We start from the raw sequence: 17,320 nt of genomic DNA on the forward strand, positions 1-17,320 counted from the left end.
CGCGCCGCTACTTGATGAAGTAGCCGATCACCTGCCAGCCGGAGCGGACGCGGGCGAGCGCCACCGTCTCGACGGCATCCGGCTTGTTCGCGAACGAAGTACGGAATTGCAGCACCTCGTAATCGCCCGCAGGCAGGCCCGGCAGCGAGCTCGATCTGGTGACATCCTGTATGCTGCGGCCGGAAACGCCGCCCAGTTGCCGACGGAGCGGTTCGATCGTCGACTGCCATTGCGCCGCGGCCAGCAGCGACCGGAAGAGGGCGCCGGCCGTCTTCCAGCTGTCTTCCCAGCGTCCGGCGTCCAGCAGGCCGAGCCAGGCCTGCGCCGCGGCGAGGCTGGCGGCGGGCGTCCTCGCGCCGGCGCCGGGCATCGGTGCAGGCGCGATGACCGATGTGGCTACGGGATCGCGACCGGCGATGGACGACAGTGTCAGCGCGACGACGACGATCAATGACATGATGAGCATTCCTCCACCAAACCAGGCGAGCCGGTAAATCCGCATGGGCGGTCGGGCGGCCGGCCGTCGTTCGCGCACGGCAGAGTGGTTTTCCGCCACCCCGATCCGCGTGTCCCCCAAAGAATCGGGGTCGTGGCGCTCGCCCTCGATCAGCAGCCGTGCCGCTTCGCGACTGCTGGACACGCCAAGCTTGCGGCGGACGTCGCGCAGGCGTTCGTTGACCGTATGACCCGACAGGCCGAGCTGGCGGGCGGCCGATTTCGCATCGTGGCCGCCGATCAGAAGCCGCAGCGTCTCCTTTTCCCGGCCGGTCAGCGTGCGTAGATCGTCATGCATCGGGCGCACTATGCCACGTCATCCGGTGCCGCCATAGCGACGGTGGAGCAACGCGGCTGCTACCCCGCCGCGGCGATCGTCCTCGCCAGATCGAGGTCGGCGGGTTTGTCGACATCCACCGCGGCCAGCCCGAACGGGCTCGCGACCGCTACCGCGCGGATATTCACCTTGGCGCCGAGATGGCGCAGCGCCGCCGCCAGGGAAAGCCGGCCGAGCAGATAGCGCACCAGCAGACCCGGCCCCAGCCGACGGACGATCCGCCAGGGTCGCTTGCGATTCGCCTCGACCTGGCTCCACAGGCCGATCGCGCGTGCCGCATCGTCGGTCGCCAGCATGAACAGGTTGCACCCCGACCAGTCCCCATCCGCAAAGCGCAGCCAGGTACGGCGCGTAGTGGGGGCGGCGGCCTCCACCACGTCGCGGCGGGCGAGCAGGACGGCGGCGTCGCTGCCGGGCGGCACGTCGGCGACGAAGCGCGTCACCCACTCCGGGCGCAGCAGCGCATGGTCGGCCGTCGTCACCAGCAACGGTGCGCCGAGCGCGGCCAGACCTGCGGCGACACTGCCGCTCGGGCCTGCAGCCGGCTCCACCACCCTCAGCGACAATCGCTGTGCCTCCGCGATGACCGCCGGATGGTCGGCGGACACCGCGATCCGGTCGATGCCGGCGCCGCGCAGCGCCATGGCTACCCGGGCGAGCAGGGTGGCACCCGCAAGTTCGATCAGCGCCTTATGCGGCACGCCGGCATAATCGGCGACCGGGTCGCGCGCACCGGGTCGCGATCCCGCCAGGATCAGCGCGGCCGGCGTCATGCCCGGCGGGCGCGCCACACCCGCAGCAGCACGCCGGGCGCGGCGAGGATCGGGTGCTTCTCGCGGAACGGCGTCAACGGCACCGGAATGCCGGTGTGCCGCTCCACCTTCCACGCGCCATAGGCGCCGGCGCCCTCGAACGTCCATGCCGCGCGCACCAGCCGCACGACGTTCAGCGGCCGGCCCAATCGACGTCTCCGCTGCCATGCGGCCGTCAAGCGCTTTCGCTCGTCATCGGGGATCGCCGGGATCATGTCGTCGCCCGATCGCGCGAAGGCGATGCCGGCGGCCTTCCATGCCAGCGGCAGGAGCGCCTGGTAGCGGCCGGCGCCGTGGATCAGGATCTGCTCCTCGCGCCCGGACTGCTCGACGCGGAATTCCGCCGCATAGGTCTGGCGGAACAGCGCACGCCAGAACGCCGCGGGCTCGCCTCGCGCCGGTCCCAGGACGGCGGCGAAGCGCGCGGCGGTGACCGCAGCGCCGCCGATCGCCGTGGTCACCGCCGTCCGCGCCGCCTCGTCCCGCGCCCAGACCAGCGCCGCCGGCTGGACGAAGCGGGTCCAGATCGTCGTATCGACCAGTTCGCCCCGCGCTGCGCGCTGGAACGTCGCCAGCCGCATCGTCGCGATCTTCGCGCGCAGCGTCGTGCCGGCCCGTGCGAACTCGCGGTACCCCACCCGCGGCCACAGCCCGCGCTCGGGCGGGCCCGCGGTCAGCACATAGAAGTCGAGCACGCCGTCGAGCACGCCGGTGCGCAGGTTCGATCCATAGAACAGCACCGCCGCCACGTCCGGTCCCGCTGCCAGCGTCGCGGCGATGCCGTGGATTTCGGCGGCGACCGGCGTCGCCAGCGCGGTCGCGACAAACGCGTCGAGCGCCGTGCTCACGGCACCACGAAGGAGAGCACCGGCCCCTGGCGCACCGTCAGCGCGCCGCCCGCGAACAACTCGCCGTCCAGGATGAACCCGTCAGCCGGCGCGACCTCGAACGCGGCGACGTCGCGGTGGTGGAATCCGGCCCGGTCCAGCCACGCCGCCTGCGACCCGCTGAGCAGCGCCGGCACCGTGAACGGCAGCCAGCGCGGCGGCGCATCGACGGTCAGCAGCTTCAATCCCTGACGCACCGGGCCGAACGGCTTCAGCCCGACCGGCAGTCGCGCCAGTGTCGAGGCGAGCAGCAGGTAGAGCGGCTCGCGTTCCAGCATGCCGCCGGGCACGCGCACGTCCATCCGGTCGCCCGCCCGCCACGCATTGCTGCGCTTGCCGAATATCGTCAGCATCAGCGCCCAGCCCAGCGCCAGTCCCACGGCGATGCCGTTGAAGGCGCCCGCCCGGTGCGTGTGCTGCGCCAGTTCGGTCGCCTTCACGAACGCGCCCGTCCCGAACAGGAAACCGCGCAGCGGCATGCTCCCGTCGTCGCGCGCGATCTCCACCGGTCGTCGCACGACGGTGCGGCCATGACCCATCGCAGCCAGTGCGTCGGTCAGCGACCAGCCGGCGGGTACGCCCAGATCGATCGCCAGCGCATTGGTCTTGCCCGACGGGATCACCGCGATCGCCGGCCAGTCGCGCCGCCACAGCTGGCCTGCGGCGGTCAGGACGTCGCGGACCGTGCCGTCGCCGCCGTCGATCACCAGCAGGTCGATGCCCCGCTCGGCAAAGCCGGTCAGCGTCTCGACCAGCGCCTCGGTCGTTCGCGGCGCCGCGATCAGGACGCTGTCCGCCCCTGGCACGCCCGCGGCATAGGCGGCGCCGTGATTGCGGTGTGCGCGCGGATTGCAGACGATGCCGATCCGCAGCGCGCCGACGGCAGCAGGGGCGGGTGCCGCCTTGATACGCCCCACCACATCGGGCTCGACCCCGGCGAAGGACAGGCGCGTGGCGGGCAGGGCGGTGTGCACGTACATAGAGCTACCGACTGGAAGTCCAAATCGCTACACATTTGTGACGCGGCGCCCGGATGGTGAGGAAGGCCATCACTTGTACCGCATCTTCATGCGCATCGTCGTGCCGCCGGCGGGCACCTGGAACCGCGCCGACGCGAAGGACGGCAACCCGATCGAGGTGGGCGCGTCGTTGGAAAAGCCGAAGCCCTCCTTCGGCATCCACAGCGTCCGATTGAAATCATGGTCGGCATTTTCGTCGTGATACTGCGCGATCGCGTAGTACCCCGGCTTTACCCAGAAGCAGCTGGTGGTGGCCGGCAGGCGCACGGGTACGCGGGTGCGGTACAGTTTGCGCCCTTTCGCCAGGAACCGCGCCTTGTCGTCCGGATAGACGGTGAAGGCGACCTCGCCCTTGCCGTTGCGCAGGTCGGTGGCCAGCACGGTCAGCTTGACCGCGCCGTTGCCGGGCACGCCGCCACACTCCTGTGCAACCGCCGGAAGGGGCGCCGCGACCGTCAGGCCGAGCGCCAGAAGAACGTTACGGATCATGAAGATCACCTCGTGATGCAGGCGGCCGGTTACAATAGCCGGGGTGAACCTGCCCTGTATTCGGGGTGGATCAGCGTTGACGGGACAGGCGGGCTGCCGCTCCCGCCATCAGCAGCGCGACTGCCGCCGATCCCGCCGCGACCGCCACGGCCACCCCCGTCGCGCCAAACGGCGGGATCAGGAACAGCGTGGAACCCAGCATCAGCACCACGCCGGCGGCCCTGATCGCGAAGATCGTGCCCGCCCGCCGCAGCGCCGTCATCACCGTATCCACCGCCACCGTGGCGAAATCGAGGCAACCCGCCAGCGCGAGCCACAGCAGGATCGGCCACGCCCCGCGGAAATCGCGTCCGCCCACCAGGCTCAGCACCGGTTTTCCGGCGATCAGCACCAGCACCATGATCGCCGCCGCCGCTGCGACGCTGGCCAGGAACAACCGCGTCAGCAGCCGGCCGATCGCCGCCGGGTCCGCATCGCGGACCGTGCGCACCATCTCGGGGAAAGCGGCGCGGCTCACCATCTGCGACAACTTGGCCAGCGCCTGCGCCAGCTGCGACGCCAGTCGGAACGCGCCCGCTGCGGCAGGGCCGGCCGCCGCGCCGACGATCAGCAGCGGCACCTGCTTGCTCGACAGGCCCAGCGTCGCGCTGGCATTGGTCGACAGCGCGTAGCGGACGATGCCGGGATGCTCCTGCGGCAGCTGGCGGGTGCCGCGTGCGCTGCGCATCAGCCTCAGGTCGCCGTCGCGCGCGACCATGATCCAGTACGTGGCCGCCGTGACGATCTCGGCAGCGCCCCACACCGCCAGGAAGCCCTGCACGGTGGGATGGATCAGCGCCACCAGGATGGCGCCGACGAACCGTGCCGCCGGTGCGACGCTGTCCGCGATCGCGCCCATCGAGAACTTGTCGCGCAGGCGAAGGATGCCGAGCGGGGTGGAACGGATCGTCAGCAGCTGGACCACCGCGAAGATCAGCGTCGCCCGCTTCAGGGTCGGCCCGATGCCCAGCATCTCGCCCCAGACCTCCAGGATGATCCACGCCAGCACCGCGCCGACCACGGCGCTGCCCAGATCGACGATCGCCGTTCCCCGGAACAGGCGGCCGAGCGCGGGCCGGTCGTCCGCCGCCAGCAGGCCGGTGCCGTACTGGACGATGATCTGCCAGCTCTGGAACGTGACCAGCGCCGCCAGCGTCTGCGCGGCACCGATGATGAGGGCGAAGCGCCCGAACCCGACCACTCCCAGCGAGCGGGTCGCGATCCCCAGATAGAAGAGGGACAGCACCGCGATCACGCCACGGCTGGCCAGCAGCCATCCCAGGTTGCGCGCGACCGCGCGGCGCATGTCGCCGACCGGGCTGGCCTGCGCCGGGTTGGGGACGGGCGTCATTTCACCGCTTTACGCGTTGACGTTAGCGGCAAGCAAGCCGCTCCGCTCGTCCGAGAGCAGCCGTTCGATCTCGCGCGCCGCGCGGATCGGGGCGGGCTCGTCCGTCCGGCTGAACGTGTAGTCGAACAGCGACCGCTGTACCGCGGCATAGCGCATCCCGTGCTGCTCGCCCGCCCGCGTCAGGGCGGCGGCCAGCATCTCGGCGGAACCGATCACCTCGCCGGCCTGCCAATGGGCATAGTCGGGATCCCCCTCCCACGCGGTGCGATGCGTGTCGAGGAAAAGAGCGGGGCGGGGGGTGCGCAGGAACTCGTAAATTTGGCTGCTGACATCGCCCAGGTACATGTCCGCCGCATCGACATAGGTCATGTCGGTCGATGCATGGCTGCCCAGATCGACATGGATGTTCGGCGCCGCCGACACGGCCGGGTCGATCCGGCCCGGCCGGTCGATCCGCAGCTTGTCGATGCTGACCGTCCATGGCCGGTGGAACAGCATCACGTGCGGTGCGAAGATCAGGTTGTAGGTGTCCGACCCGCGAAAGAATTCCAGCACCCGGCGGCCCTCGGCATACCAGGACGACAGGTGGGGGGAGACGTGCGGGTTGTACAGGATCGTCGGCCGCCCGTTCGCCTGCATCGGCAGCGACGGGCGCCGCGGCGGGAACAGGTCGAACTTGGGGTAGCCGGTGATGCTGATCCGCGCCGGGTCGACGCCGGCATCCGCCACCAGCCGGTTTCGGATCTTGGGGCCGGCCGCCAGCACATGGTCGAACCGGGCGGTCACCGGATCGAACCCGATCGCCCGGTCGCCCGCGCCGTGATCGGCCAGGATGATCGGCAGCGTCAGTCCATACCTGGATCGCAGGATCAGCGAGGTCCGCTCGCTGACCACCAGTGCGTCCAGCGACCGGAAGAAGTCGAGATTGTCGCGGTACACCAGGATCTTGCGCGCCGGCACCACCTGGCCCAGCAGCCGTTCCAGTCCGGTCGACAGGCCGGATCGCAGGCCCAGCTCGATCACCTCCAGCCGGTCGTGCCCCGCCAGCCGCCCCAGTCGCCTGATCTCCGCGGTCAGCAGCGGGCTGGTCGATGCGATCACCGGCCGCACCGGTCCGCCCCGCGCGATCAGCGCCAGTGCGATCGGCAGGCTGTGCGCGACCTGATGGACCTGGTCGTGGTTGAACAGGAAGCCGACGCGCCGATCAGCCACGCGTCAGGAACCCCATGATCGCGTCCGCCGCCCGTGCTGCCGAGCGGTGGTGATCGCCCAGCGAGGCCGCCGCCAGCGCCCGTTGCCGTTCGCGGTACAGATGGTGGCGCGCCGGCGCCGCCTCGATCGCCGCCATCAGCTGCGCCGGATCGTCCACCACGTCGCCCAGATGCCAGTGCGCGAAGCTGGGATCGTCGCGCCAGTCGATCCCGTGCGCGTTCAGGAAGACGCACGGGCGCGGCGTCGCCAGGAACTCGTACACCTGGCTGCTGACATCGCCGACATAGATGTCGGCGGCGGCGACATAGCTGGTGTCGACCGCCCGGTCCGATCCCGTGTCGATCAGGACCGACGGCGTGCTGCGCGCCTCCCACTGCGCTCGGTACGCGGTGCTGCGACGGCGGAACAGCTTGACGTGCGGCGCGACGATCAGGTTCATCGCCGATCCCGCTGCGAAGCCCGACAGCATTGGCTCGATGAAGCGATACCAGGAGGTTAGCCGCGGTTCCTTGTGCGGATTATACAGCACCGTCGCACCCGGCGCCGCCAGCCGCAGCGGCTCCGCATCGCGCAGCCGCTCGCCCGTTTCCAGTTTCACCGATCCGGTCAGCGCATAGTCTCCCGGCCTCACCAGCCCCTCGCGCAGCATCCGGCCCTCCGTCTTCGGGCCGGCGAGCAGCACGAAATCGAACGTCGCGATGCGCGGGATGAAGCCGCGCGCGCGGTCGCCGAACCCATGCGGGCTATAGATCAGCCGCGGCCGGTCGACGCCCATCCGCCGCACCGCCGCCAGCGAGTTCTCGACCGCGAAGATCGCATCGAACCGGTCGAGCGTGCGCGCATTGTCGCGGAGCACCATGTCCTTGAACATGCCCAGCCGCCGCAGCCGCTGCATTCCGCGGGTCAGCGGCGAGCGATGGAGCCGGCGGTACTCCGCCGGCGGCGCGCCCCAGGCGGCCCGCACCCGTTCCAGGTGGTGGACCGTCTCCGGCTCGTTGTAGAAGGACGTCACCGCCACGCCCGGCCGCGACGCCAGGTCCAGCGCGATCGCGGCCCCGTGATATACCTGATAAGCCTCGGCAATATACACGAACGCGATGTCCAACGGCTTCGGTCCCGGCACGAAAGGGGCAGGAGGGGCAGATGCGCGCCGCTATCCCGCGATCATGGTCGCAATACGGCAACCGGACAAGTCGTCATGCCATCTGGCGGAACATAAAGAGAACTTTTCGCTGTCCTACACGATGGCCGGCGGGATAGTCGGGCCGCCTTCATCAACGGGCGGGGGCAGGCCATGGACATCGACGACATGATCGACGCGGTGATCGACCGGGAGGGCGGCTTCGCGCACCACCCGGATGATCGGGGCGGCGCGACACGGTGGGGCGTGACCGAGGCGGTGGCCCGGGCACAGGGATGGCGCGGGCCGATGCGCACGCTGCCCCGGCAGGAGGCGGTGGCGATCTATCGCCGGCTCTACTGGCTCCGGCCGCGCCTCGACGACATCGCTGTCCGCACCCCGGCCATCGCGGCGGAACTGTTCGACACCGGCGTCAACATGGGCCCGTCGACGGCGATCTGCTTTCTCCAGCGAGCGCTCAACGCCCTCAACCGTAGCGGCAGGGACTATGCCGATATCGGCGTCGACGGCCGGGTCGGTCCGGCCACGCTCGCCGCGCTCGACGCATTCCTCGCCACCCGCGGCGACCCCGGACAGGCCGTACTGCTGAAGGCGATCGAGGCGCTGCAGGGCGCACGCTACGTCGCGCTCGCCGAACGGCGTCCCGCCAACGAGGCGTTCCTCTATGGCTGGCTCGCGAACCGGCTGACCGGTCCGGCGACCGGGCACGGCGCATGAACGAGCAGCGACTGCGCTACCGCGCCTTCCTGTCGGTGGTCGGCGCGACGCTGATCGTCGCGCTCGCCCCGGTCGTCGTCAGCGGCCTGCTCGGCAAGGTGCTGCCGGAAGCGCTGATCGCCACGTCCGACAAGGTGACGTCGGGGCTCGTCACGCTGCTCGGGACGATCGGCGGCCTGCTGTTCCGCCAGTCGCAACCCGCGGCGCCGCCCGACGCTCCGCCTGCCGCCTGACCGCACTCTCTCCACGGAGCATGCCATGAAGATCCCCACCATCCTCGCCCTCGCGGCGAGCCTGTCCGCCTGCGCGACATCCGGGACGTCGAATGCGCCCCGCCTGCAACGGATCGACGCCGCCCTCGTCAGGGTCGAGGCCGGCTATGCCGCCGCACGCTCCCTCGCGATGCTGTTCGCGCCGTGGCTGCCGCCCGCGCGCGCCGCGCAGCTGGCGGCGCTGGCGGACGGCGCCGATCGCGCGCTGGCCGCCGCCCGTCACGCCACCGACCTCGCCACTCGCCGCACCGCGCTGTGCCGGGCGCAGGCCGCCGCCGCCGCCTTCCGCCTGGCGGCCGGCGGCTGACCCTTCGCTCCCGATCCTCTTACCGGAGTCATTGCCCATGCTGCACGTCGCCGACGACCTGTCCTCCTTCACCCTCGCCGCCGGCGAGCCATTCCTCCTCGACCTGCGCCTGCTCGCCGCCGACGGCAGTGCCGAGCCGCTGACCGGCCGCGCCTTCGTCCTGTCCTTCCATGAGGACGATCGCGAGACGCTGGCGGCGGTCGCCGGCGAATTGCGATCGGAGGCGGACGGCGCCGTTATCCGCTTCGCCCGCGACGGTTATCTGTCGGAGGCGCTGTTCGGCCATCCGCTGACCGTCGAACTGGCCGAGCGCTTTCGCGCCGGACGCGACGTGATCGCCACCGGTCGGCTGACCGTGACCGATTCCGCCGCCGCGCTCGCCTCCCTGTCTGACGGCCCCGCCGGTCGCCGCTCGACCCTGGTGACGATCACGACCGCCGCAGACGGCAACCGCACCTTTGCCCTTGCCACCCGGTCCTTCGCCGGCGACGCAACCCCGACCCCGACCCCGACCCCGACCCCGACCCCGACCCCGACCCCGACCCCGACCCCGACCCCGACCCCGACCCCGACCCCGACCCCGACTCCGACCCCGATATCGCTGACTGCGCTCACGCTGCCTGCGGACGATCTGATTATGGGAACCGCCGCGGTACTCGCGATCGCGGGTGCAGCGGCCCGGTCGACGATCACCGGGACGATGCCGCCGGGCCTGGTACTGGACGGTGCCGCCCGCTCGATTGCCGGTACGCCCGCGGCGGCGGGCCGCCACGCGGTCACCCTGGTCGAGACGCTGGCCGGTGCCGCCAACAGTCCCCGCTCGACCGACATCACGATCGTCGTCGCCGCGCAGCCCACCGTCAGCCTGTCGGCGTCGCAGGTGCAGGCAGAGGGCGACGGCGGTGGCCGTGCCTTCACCTACACCGTCACCCGCTCGTCCACCCGCGGCGGGGTCGCCGTCGCGTGGACGTTCGCCGCCGGGCAGACCACCGCCGGCGATTTCGTCGGCGGGCTCCCCACCGGCGGCGTCGTCACCCTGGCCGACGGAGTCGCCACCGCCCAATTCGCCGTGATCGCCGCGGGCGACGGGATCGTGGAGCCAGACGAGAGCTTCACCGTCGCGCTGGTGCCGCCGCCCGGCTATGCGGGGGGCGCTTCGATCAGCGCGACGGGCACGATCCTGAACGACGATGCCGCCGCCCTGGCGGGTTTCGCCGCGAACGGCGCCGCCAACGCCGCGTTTCGCGCCGCGGTCGCGCGGGTCAGGGCCGGCACCGGCCGCGGTCGCATCGTGTGGCTGGGGGACAGTACCACCGTCGGACAGGGGGGCGGTACCGGCGCTCCGTTCTTCCTGGGCGGCGCCCGCGCGGTCCGGGGGCCGGCGGTCGTCGCGGCGCTGCTGACGGCCGGCGGTACCCCCGCGCTCGACGGATCGACCGTCGCCGACAACGCGATCAACAGCGCGACCGGCCAGCTGCTGCTCGAAACCTATGATCCGCGCATCGCCCAGGTGACGCCCGGCGCCGAGAACTGGACGATCCAGCCGGCGATGGCGCTGGCCGGCGGCGGCTATTGGCAGCCCGGCCGGAACCGGCTGACGTTCACGCCCGCCGTCCCTGCCGACACGTTCGAGATCGTCGCCTATCGCTCGTCCGACGACACCTACCGGATCGCGATCGACGATGCGCCGCCGGTGACCGGGCCGGTGGAGTTCACCACCGCCGCGGGCGGCGGCTTCGTCCGCCACCGGGTCACCGCCGCGGGGCTGGCACGCCACACCCTGTCGCTGACCGGCACAACGCGGCTCGGCGCGCTACAGTCGATCACCGCCTATGATGCGGCCGTCCCGGCGCTCGACATCGTCGTCCACGCCGCGCTCGGTGCGCTATCCGCGCATCAGGCGGCGACCGGCAGCGGCTGGAGCAATCGCGAGGCGCTGACCTTCGCCGCGCCCGACCTCACGATCGTCTGCCTGGGGCTGAACGACATGAACGCCGCGGTGGGCGCGGGTACCTATGCCGCCAATCTGCGCGCCATCGTCGATGCGGCCCGGCTGTCCGGCGACGTGCTGCTCCTGTTCCCGCCGCCCGCCGGCGGCAGCTACAACAACGGCGTCGTCGCCTATCGCGACGCGGCGGCCGGGGTGGCAGCCGACCGGGGTGTCGCGTTCTTCAGCCTCTACGACCATTACGGCGCGTTCTCCGCCGCGATCGCCGACCGGATGGTGGACGGGCAGGTCCATCCCCGCGCGGAGTTCCAGGCGGAGGTCGCCGGCCTGATCCATCAGGCGCTCCGCCGCATGGCACCGGCGATCGGCTGAGGGGCGGGGCGGGCGGGGTGCCGACCGGCACCTCCGCCCGCATCCGGTGCCTACAGGCAGGCTTCCAGATACGCCTGGTCGAACCCGAACTGCTTGGCCTTGTCCAGCGTATAGGGGCGCAGGCCCATCGAGCGGTACTCGCCGATGATCTTGCCCTCCGCCGACTCGTCCAGATACTCGAACTTGAACAGCTCCTGCGTCACGATCACCGGGCCTTCCATGCCGATCACCTCGGTCACGTTGGTCACCCGGCGGCTGCCGTCGCGCAGGCGCTTCACCTGGATGATCATGTCGACCGAATCGGCGATCTGGCGGCTGATCGCCTCCTTCGGCACCTTGATGTCCGACATCATCACCATGTTCTCCATACGCGCCAGCGCCTCGCGCGGGCTGTTGGAGTGGAGCGTACACATCGATCCGTCGTGGCCGGTGTTCATGGCGGCGAGCATGTCGAAACACTCGCTGCCGCGGATTTCGCCCAGGATGATCCGGTCCGGGCGCATACGCAGCGCGTTCTTGACGAGGTCGCGGATGCTGATTTCGCCCTGACCCTCCAGATTGGCGGGCCGCGTCTCCAGCGGCAGCCAGTGCGGCTGCTGCAGCCGAAGCTCGGCCGCGTCCTCGATGGTCAGCACGCGCTCGCCCGGGTCGATCATCTTGGACAGCGCGTTCAGCATCGTCGTCTTGCCCGATCCGGTACCGCCCGAGATGACGACGTTGAACCGGCTGGCGCCCGCGATCTTCAGCGCGGTCGCCATCTTCGGGCTCATGCTGCCGAACCCGGCCATCATGTCCAGCGTGATCGGCTTGGCCGAGAATTTACGGATCGAGATGGCGGTCCCGCGCAGGCTCAGCGGCGGCACGATCACGTTGACGCGGCTGCCGTCCTTCAGGCGGGCATCGGCCAGCGGCGTCGTCTGGTCGACGCGGCGGCCGACCGAATTCACGATGCGCTGGGCGATTTGGAACAGATGCTCCTCGTCGCGGAACTGGATCGGCGCGATCTCCAGCTTGCCCTTGCGCTCGACATAGGTCTGGTCGGGGCCGTTGACCATGATGTCGGTGATCGCCGGATCGGCCAGCAGCTCCTCCAGCGGCCCCAGGCCCAGCAGCTCGTCGACCAGCACCTTTTCCAGCGCGAACTGCTCGCGCCGGTTCAGCGTCAGCTTCAGCTCGGCCAGCACCTCGCCGATGATCGGGCGGAATTCCTCGGCCAGCTCGTCCTTGCCCAGCGTCGCGGCGGCCTCCGGGTCGACGCGCTCCAGCAGGCGGGGCAGCACCTGCTCCTTGATCTTGTGGATCGATGCCTCAAACCCCTCGACGCGGCTGTTGCCGGCGTCGCCCGATTGCGCCTGCCGGTCGGCCAGCCGCTGCATCGCATCCATCTGGCTCGCCGGGGTGCCCAGCGGATCGACGTCGGTCGACGGAAAGGCGCTGTCGCCGATCGAGGGCGCCTCGTCCGCGCGCGGGGCCGAACCGCCGCCCTGCATGGGCCGCGCGACTCCGAACGCGGGCCGTGCCGCCTGTCCGCCACCGATACCGTTTCGACGCCCGAACGCGCTCATGACAATTCCCTCAAACCTGCCGGTGGAGGTAGCCGGCAAGGCTTTAGAATTGCCTAACCACGCCGTTACCGCTTTTCCCGGTCCAGCAGCGCCCGCTTCCGCTCGGGGCCATGGGCATAGCCGCCCACCGCGCCGCCCGACCGCAGGATGCGGTGGCACGGGATCAGCACCGCCACCGCGTTCGCGCCGCAGGCGGTGCCCGCCGCGCGCACCGCACCCGGCCGCCCCGCCATCGCCGCCAGCTGGGCATAGGTGCGGGTTTCGCCCGCCGGGATCGTCGCCAGCGCGCGCCACACCGCCTCCTGGAAAGCGGTGCCCCGCACGTCGAGCGGCAGCGCCAGGTCGCGTGCCGGATCCTCGACCTGCGTCACCACCTGCGCGGCCAGCGCCGCCAGCGCCGCATCGCCTGCCGCGATCGTCGCCCGGGGAAAGCGGGTCCGCAGCGCCCGTTCGTCCTCGTCGAACGCGACCCGGCAGATGCCGCGCCCGGTCGCCGCCACCAGCAGCGGACCCAGGCTGGTCGGCGCGATCGTCCAGCGGATCGTCTCGCCGGCGCCGCCCGTCGCCCAGGTCGACGGCGCCATCCCCAGCCGTGGCGACGCCTCGTCGTAGAAGCGGCTGGGCGCGGCATAGCCCGCCTCGTAGATCGCGTCGGTCACCCGTTCCTCCGTCGTCAGCGCGTCGACGGCGCGCCCCGTCCGCCGCGCCCGGGCATAGGCGGCGGGGCTGATCCCGGTGGCGCGGGTGAACAGCCGCTGGAAATGATGCGGTGCATAGCCGACCGCCGCCGCCAGCGTGGCGAGGGTCGCGGGCTCGCCCCGGTCCAGCATCGCCGCCGCGCTGGCCACCGCCACGCGGTCGCGCGCGGCCTCGTCGGGCAGGCAGCGTCGGCACGGGCGCAGTCCCGCCGCCCGCGCCGCGGCGCCATCGGTGTGGAAGGTCACGTTCTCGCGCCTCGGCCGGCGTGCCGGGCAACTCGGCCGGCAATAGATGCCGGTCGTCCGCACCCCCACGACGAAGCGGTCGTCCGCCGCCCGGTCGCGCGCCGCAAAGGCCGCCCAGGCGGCGTCGATGTCGATTGGCTGGTCCATGTCGCCGGTCTATCCGCTTCGCCTGTCGCCCGCATCCCGGCGCTTGCGGTCAAAGCGCGGCGATCCGCCGCACGTCCTCCTCACCTGCCGCCAGCGCCGCGACCCGGCCCAGTCCCTTGCTCACCTCGCCGCCCGCGCCGGGCGCGAATACCCGCGCCCGCGTGTACAGATCTCGCGCCTCGGCATAGCGCCCGTCCGCTTCGGCGCACAGCGCCCGGTTGAACAGCGTCGGCCCGTGGTCCGGCGCCGCCTCGCCGATCGCCGCGAAGGCCGCACAGGCCGCCGCCTGATCGTGCTTGGTCAGCCGCACCGCCTCGCGAAACCGGTCGGCGAGGTCGACGGTCAGGCCGTCGCGCTCCTCCCTTATCCGGATCGTATAGCGCTCGCGATGCGGCGCCAGGTCCAGCCGTACTTCCTGCGCGATCGACTCGACCATCGCGTGGACGCGGCTGTCGACGCCGGTGGCGAACCCGCCATCCTCGCACCAGCTGTCGGTATCGCTGCGTGACGTCGGTTCGGCATAGACGACGCGGCCGTCGCGGTGCCTCACCACCCGCAGGTCGGCGCGCAGCGTCACCGTGCGGCGGACGCAGTCGACCCGGAACTTGACGCGGCGGACGCACTTGTCGTCCTTCTTCTCCGCGCATTTCTCGCGCGTCTCGATGTAGCCGAACTCCTCGGCCGCCACGCCGGCCCGGCCCGACAGCAATCCGTCGGGGCGCAGCGACGGCGCGACGATCGCGGCATGCGGCACGCCGTCCTCGCCCAGCCTGGCCAGCCGCCGCTCGATCGCGGCCGACAACTGCTCGCCCACCTCGCCGTCGAACGGATCGACCCCGATGGTCGGCAACAGGCTGACCTCGCGCGCACCGGCGGCGAAGATGCCCTCCACGCGCACCGTTTCCGCCGCTGCGGGCGCGGCCGCCATCAGCAGGCCGGGCACCGCGATCCGTATCCAGCCCCGCATCGCCGCCGCCTCCTGCTGCCCCATCCGGTTTCCGTTACGCGCACGTTCCTGAATGCCACGTGGCGCGCCGCCGGCGGTCCGCTCCGCTTGCATCCCCCGGCACCCCATGCTAGCCGCCCGCCAGCCCTACGAAAGGCGCGGTTTTCGCGCCCCGTTTCTCTTGGGCCACCCGTTTTTTAAGTGCGAGGGAACGACGGTCCGTGGAGACATCCGGCGGTATTCAGGCAAGCCTATCCGGGCGCTACGCCTTCGCGCTGTTCGAACTGGCACGCGAGTCGAAGTCGATCGACACGGTCGAGGCCAGTCTGACGACGCTGCGTGACGCGATCGGCCAGTCGGCCGACCTGCGCACGCTGACGACCAGCCCCGTCATCGCCCGTCCGGACGCGGCGAGGGCGGTGCTCGCGACCGCCGACGAACTGGGTCTGGATCCGTCGACCCGCCGTTTTCTGGGCGTACTGGCGGAAAACCGCCGCCTGGCCCAGCTGCCCGCGATCGTTCGCGCCTTCCGCACGCTCGCCAGCCGCCATCGCGGCGAGGCGACGGCGGAGGTGACGAGCGCGCACCCGCTCGACCAGGCGCAGATCGACGCGCTGAAGCAGCAGCTGCGCCAGCGCGTCGGGCGTGAGGTGTCGGTCGACCTGTCGGTCGATCCCGCGCTCCTCGGCGGCCTCGTCGTCCGCATCGGTTCCCAGATGATCGACTCGTCGATCCGCACCCGTCTCAATACTCTCGCGCACGCGATGAAAGGCTAAGCACAGTGGATATCCGCGCCGCAGAAATCTCGAAGGTCATCAAGGACCAGATCGCCAATTTCGGCAACGAGGCCCAGGTTTCGGAAACCGGCCAGGTGCTGTCGGTCGGCGACGGCATCGCCCGCATCTACGGGCTCGACAACGTCCAGGCGGGCGAGATGGTCGAATTCGCCAACGGCGTGCAGGGCATGGCCCTGAACCTCGAGGCTGATAACGTCGGCGTCGTGATCTTCGGCTCGGATGCCGAGATCAAGGAAGGCGACGTCGTCAAGCGCACCGGCACGATCGTCGACGTTCCCGTCGGCAAGGGCCTGCTCGGCCGCGTCGTCGATGGCCTCGGCAATCCGATCGACGGCAAGGGCCCGATCGTCAGCGATCAGCGCAGCCGCGTCGAGGTGAAGGCGCCCGGCATCATCCCGCGCCAGTCGGTCAGCGAGCCGATGCAGTCGGGGCTTAAGGCGATCGACGCGCTCGTGCCGGTCGGCCGCGGCCAGCGCGAACTCATCATCGGCGATCGCCAGACCGGCAAGTCCGCCGTCGCGATCGACGCCTTCATCAACCAGAAGGGCGTCAACGCCGGCACCGACGAGTCGAAGAAGCTCTATTGCGTCTACGTCGCCGTCGGCCAGAAGCGTTCGACCGTCGCACAGCTCGTGAAGACGCTCGAGGAGAACGGCGCGATGGAATATTCCATCGTCGTCGCCGCCACCGCGTCGGAGCCCGCGCCGCTCCAGTTCCTCGCGCCCTACACCGGCACCGCGATGGGCGAGTATTTCCGCGACAACGGCATGCACGCGCTGATCGTGTTCGACGATCTGTCGAAGCAGGCGGTCGCCTATCGCCAGATGTCGCTGCTGCTGCGCCGCCCGCCGGGTCGTGAGGCCTATCCGGGCGACGTGTTCTATCTCCACTCGCGCCTGCTGGAGCGTGCCGCCAAGATGTCGGATGCGAACGGCGGCGGCTCGCTGACCGCGCTGCCGATCATCGAGACGCAGGCGGGCGACGTGTCGGCGTACATCCCGACCAACGTGATCTCGATCACCGACGGCCAGATCTTCCTCGAAACCGACCTGTTCTTCGCCGGCATCCGCCCGGCGATCAACGTCGGCCTGTCGGTCAGCCGCGTCGGTTCGGCCGCACAGACCAAGGCGATGAAGAAGGTATCGGGCTCGATCAAGCTCGAGCTGGCGCAGTACCGCGAAATGGCGGCGTTCGCGCAGTTCGGCTCCGACCTCGACGCGTCGACGCAGCGCCTGCTGAACCGCGGCGCCCGCCTGACCGAGCTGCTGAAGCAGGCGCAGTTCAACCCGATGCCGTTCGAGGAGCAGACCGCGTCGATCTTCGCCGGCACCAACGGCTATCTCGACAAGGTGCCCGTCGCCGACGTGAACCGCTACGAGGCGGCCATGCTCGCCGACCTGCGCGCGAACCATGCCGGCGTCCTGACCAAGATCCGCGACACCCGCGATCTGGGCGACGAGGCCAAGTCGGGGCTGAAGGCCGCGCTCGACCAGTTCGCGAAGACGTTCGCGTAACCACGATGT

General features: G+C 70.7%; 17 protein-coding genes. 6 read left to right on the forward strand and 11 right to left on the reverse strand.

Annotation, left to right across the window (positions count from 1 at the left end; genetic code table 11):
- Positions 1-7 precede the first annotated feature (7 nt).
- From ABC319_RS16875 to ABC319_RS16910, 8 genes are all read right to left on the reverse strand, one after another.
- Complete coding sequence (locus ABC319_RS16875) at positions 8-793, reverse strand: helix-turn-helix domain-containing protein (protein ID WP_413071736.1); 786 nt, start codon at positions 791-793, stop codon at positions 8-10.
- 59 nt (positions 794-852) lie between these two features.
- Positions 853-1,605: a nucleotidyltransferase family protein gene (locus ABC319_RS16880; RefSeq protein WP_413071338.1), complete on the reverse strand. Its 753-nt coding sequence runs from the start codon at positions 1,603-1,605 to the stop codon at positions 853-855.
- Positions 1,602-2,492 (reverse strand): hypothetical protein, encoded by an 891-nt coding sequence (locus ABC319_RS16885; protein WP_413071339.1) that lies wholly within the window; start codon positions 2,490-2,492, stop codon positions 1,602-1,604. Before ABC319_RS16885 ends, ABC319_RS16880 begins: the two co-directional genes overlap by 4 nt.
- Positions 2,489-3,511 (reverse strand): diacylglycerol/lipid kinase family protein, encoded by a 1,023-nt coding sequence (locus ABC319_RS16890; protein ID WP_413071340.1) that lies wholly within the window; start codon positions 3,509-3,511, stop codon positions 2,489-2,491. Before ABC319_RS16890 ends, ABC319_RS16885 begins: the two co-directional genes overlap by 4 nt.
- 69 nt (positions 3,512-3,580) lie before the next feature.
- Entirely contained in the window at positions 3,581-4,039 is a 459-nt protein-coding gene (locus ABC319_RS16895) for a DUF2141 domain-containing protein (protein ID WP_413071341.1), read from the reverse strand.
- A gap of 70 nt (positions 4,040-4,109) precedes the next feature.
- Positions 4,110-5,429 (reverse strand): lipopolysaccharide biosynthesis protein, encoded by a 1,320-nt coding sequence (locus tag ABC319_RS16900; RefSeq protein WP_413071342.1) that lies wholly within the window; start codon positions 5,427-5,429, stop codon positions 4,110-4,112.
- 9 nt (positions 5,430-5,438) lie between these two features.
- Positions 5,439-6,641 (reverse strand): hypothetical protein, encoded by a 1,203-nt coding sequence (locus ABC319_RS16905; protein WP_413071343.1) that lies wholly within the window; start codon positions 6,639-6,641, stop codon positions 5,439-5,441.
- Positions 6,634-7,746 carry a hypothetical protein gene (locus ABC319_RS16910; protein ID WP_413071344.1) on the reverse strand — a complete coding sequence of 371 codons (1,113 nt, stop codon included), beginning with the start codon at positions 7,744-7,746 and terminating at the stop codon, positions 6,634-6,636. The genes ABC319_RS16905 and ABC319_RS16910 overlap by 8 nt, the downstream gene beginning before the upstream one ends.
- Before the next feature lie 189 nt (positions 7,747-7,935).
- On the opposite strand from ABC319_RS16910, the gene ABC319_RS16915 reads away from it, so the two are divergent.
- Genes ABC319_RS16915 through ABC319_RS16930 form a run of 4 tightly spaced genes read left to right on the forward strand, consistent with a single transcriptional unit; the run spans position 7,936 to position 11,398 of the window.
- Positions 7,936-8,499 carry a glycoside hydrolase family 108 protein gene (locus ABC319_RS16915; RefSeq protein WP_413071345.1) on the forward strand — a complete coding sequence of 188 codons (564 nt, stop codon included), beginning with the start codon at positions 7,936-7,938 and terminating at the stop codon, positions 8,497-8,499.
- A complete protein-coding gene (locus ABC319_RS16920; protein WP_413071346.1) occupies positions 8,496-8,732 on the forward strand; it encodes a hypothetical protein in 237 nt (78 codons plus the stop codon). The genes ABC319_RS16915 and ABC319_RS16920 overlap by 4 nt, the downstream gene beginning before the upstream one ends.
- 25 nt (positions 8,733-8,757) lie before the next feature.
- A complete protein-coding gene (locus ABC319_RS16925) occupies positions 8,758-9,078 on the forward strand; it encodes a hypothetical protein (RefSeq protein WP_413071347.1) in 321 nt (106 codons plus the stop codon).
- Between the two features lie 37 nt (positions 9,079-9,115).
- On the forward strand, positions 9,116-11,398 hold the full coding sequence (locus tag ABC319_RS16930; RefSeq protein ID WP_413071348.1) for a GDSL-type esterase/lipase family protein: 2,283 nt from the start codon (positions 9,116-9,118) through the stop codon (positions 11,396-11,398).
- A gap of 50 nt (positions 11,399-11,448) precedes the next feature.
- On the opposite strand, the gene ABC319_RS16935 is transcribed toward ABC319_RS16930, so the two are convergent.
- The 3 genes from ABC319_RS16935 to ABC319_RS16945 form a co-directional block, all read right to left on the reverse strand.
- Positions 11,449-12,963, reverse strand: coding sequence for a TadA family conjugal transfer-associated ATPase (locus ABC319_RS16935; RefSeq protein ID WP_413071349.1), 1,515 nt, complete (start codon positions 12,961-12,963; stop codon positions 11,449-11,451).
- A gap of 65 nt (positions 12,964-13,028) precedes the next feature.
- A complete protein-coding gene (ada, locus tag ABC319_RS16940) occupies positions 13,029-14,054 on the reverse strand; it encodes a bifunctional DNA-binding transcriptional regulator/O6-methylguanine-DNA methyltransferase Ada (RefSeq protein WP_413071350.1) in 1,026 nt (341 codons plus the stop codon).
- 49 nt (positions 14,055-14,103) lie between these two features.
- Positions 14,104-15,021: a hypothetical protein gene (locus ABC319_RS16945; RefSeq protein ID WP_413071351.1), complete on the reverse strand. Its 918-nt coding sequence runs from the start codon at positions 15,019-15,021 to the stop codon at positions 14,104-14,106.
- A 200-nt stretch (positions 15,022-15,221) separates the two neighbouring features.
- On the opposite strand from ABC319_RS16945, the gene ABC319_RS16950 reads away from it, so the two are divergent.
- Complete coding sequence (locus tag ABC319_RS16950; RefSeq protein WP_413071352.1) at positions 15,222-15,776, forward strand: F0F1 ATP synthase subunit delta; 555 nt, start codon at positions 15,222-15,224, stop codon at positions 15,774-15,776.
- 5 nt (positions 15,777-15,781) lie between these two features.
- On the forward strand, positions 15,782-17,311 hold the full coding sequence (atpA, locus tag ABC319_RS16955; RefSeq protein ID WP_413071353.1) for a F0F1 ATP synthase subunit alpha: 1,530 nt from the start codon (positions 15,782-15,784) through the stop codon (positions 17,309-17,311).
- The last annotated feature ends 9 nt before the right edge of the window (positions 17,312-17,320 follow it).

Origin of the sequence: Sphingomonas phoenicis, assembly GCF_047238005.1 — a bacterium.
In the GTDB taxonomy this organism is placed as follows: domain Bacteria; phylum Pseudomonadota; class Alphaproteobacteria; order Sphingomonadales; family Sphingomonadaceae; genus Sphingomonas.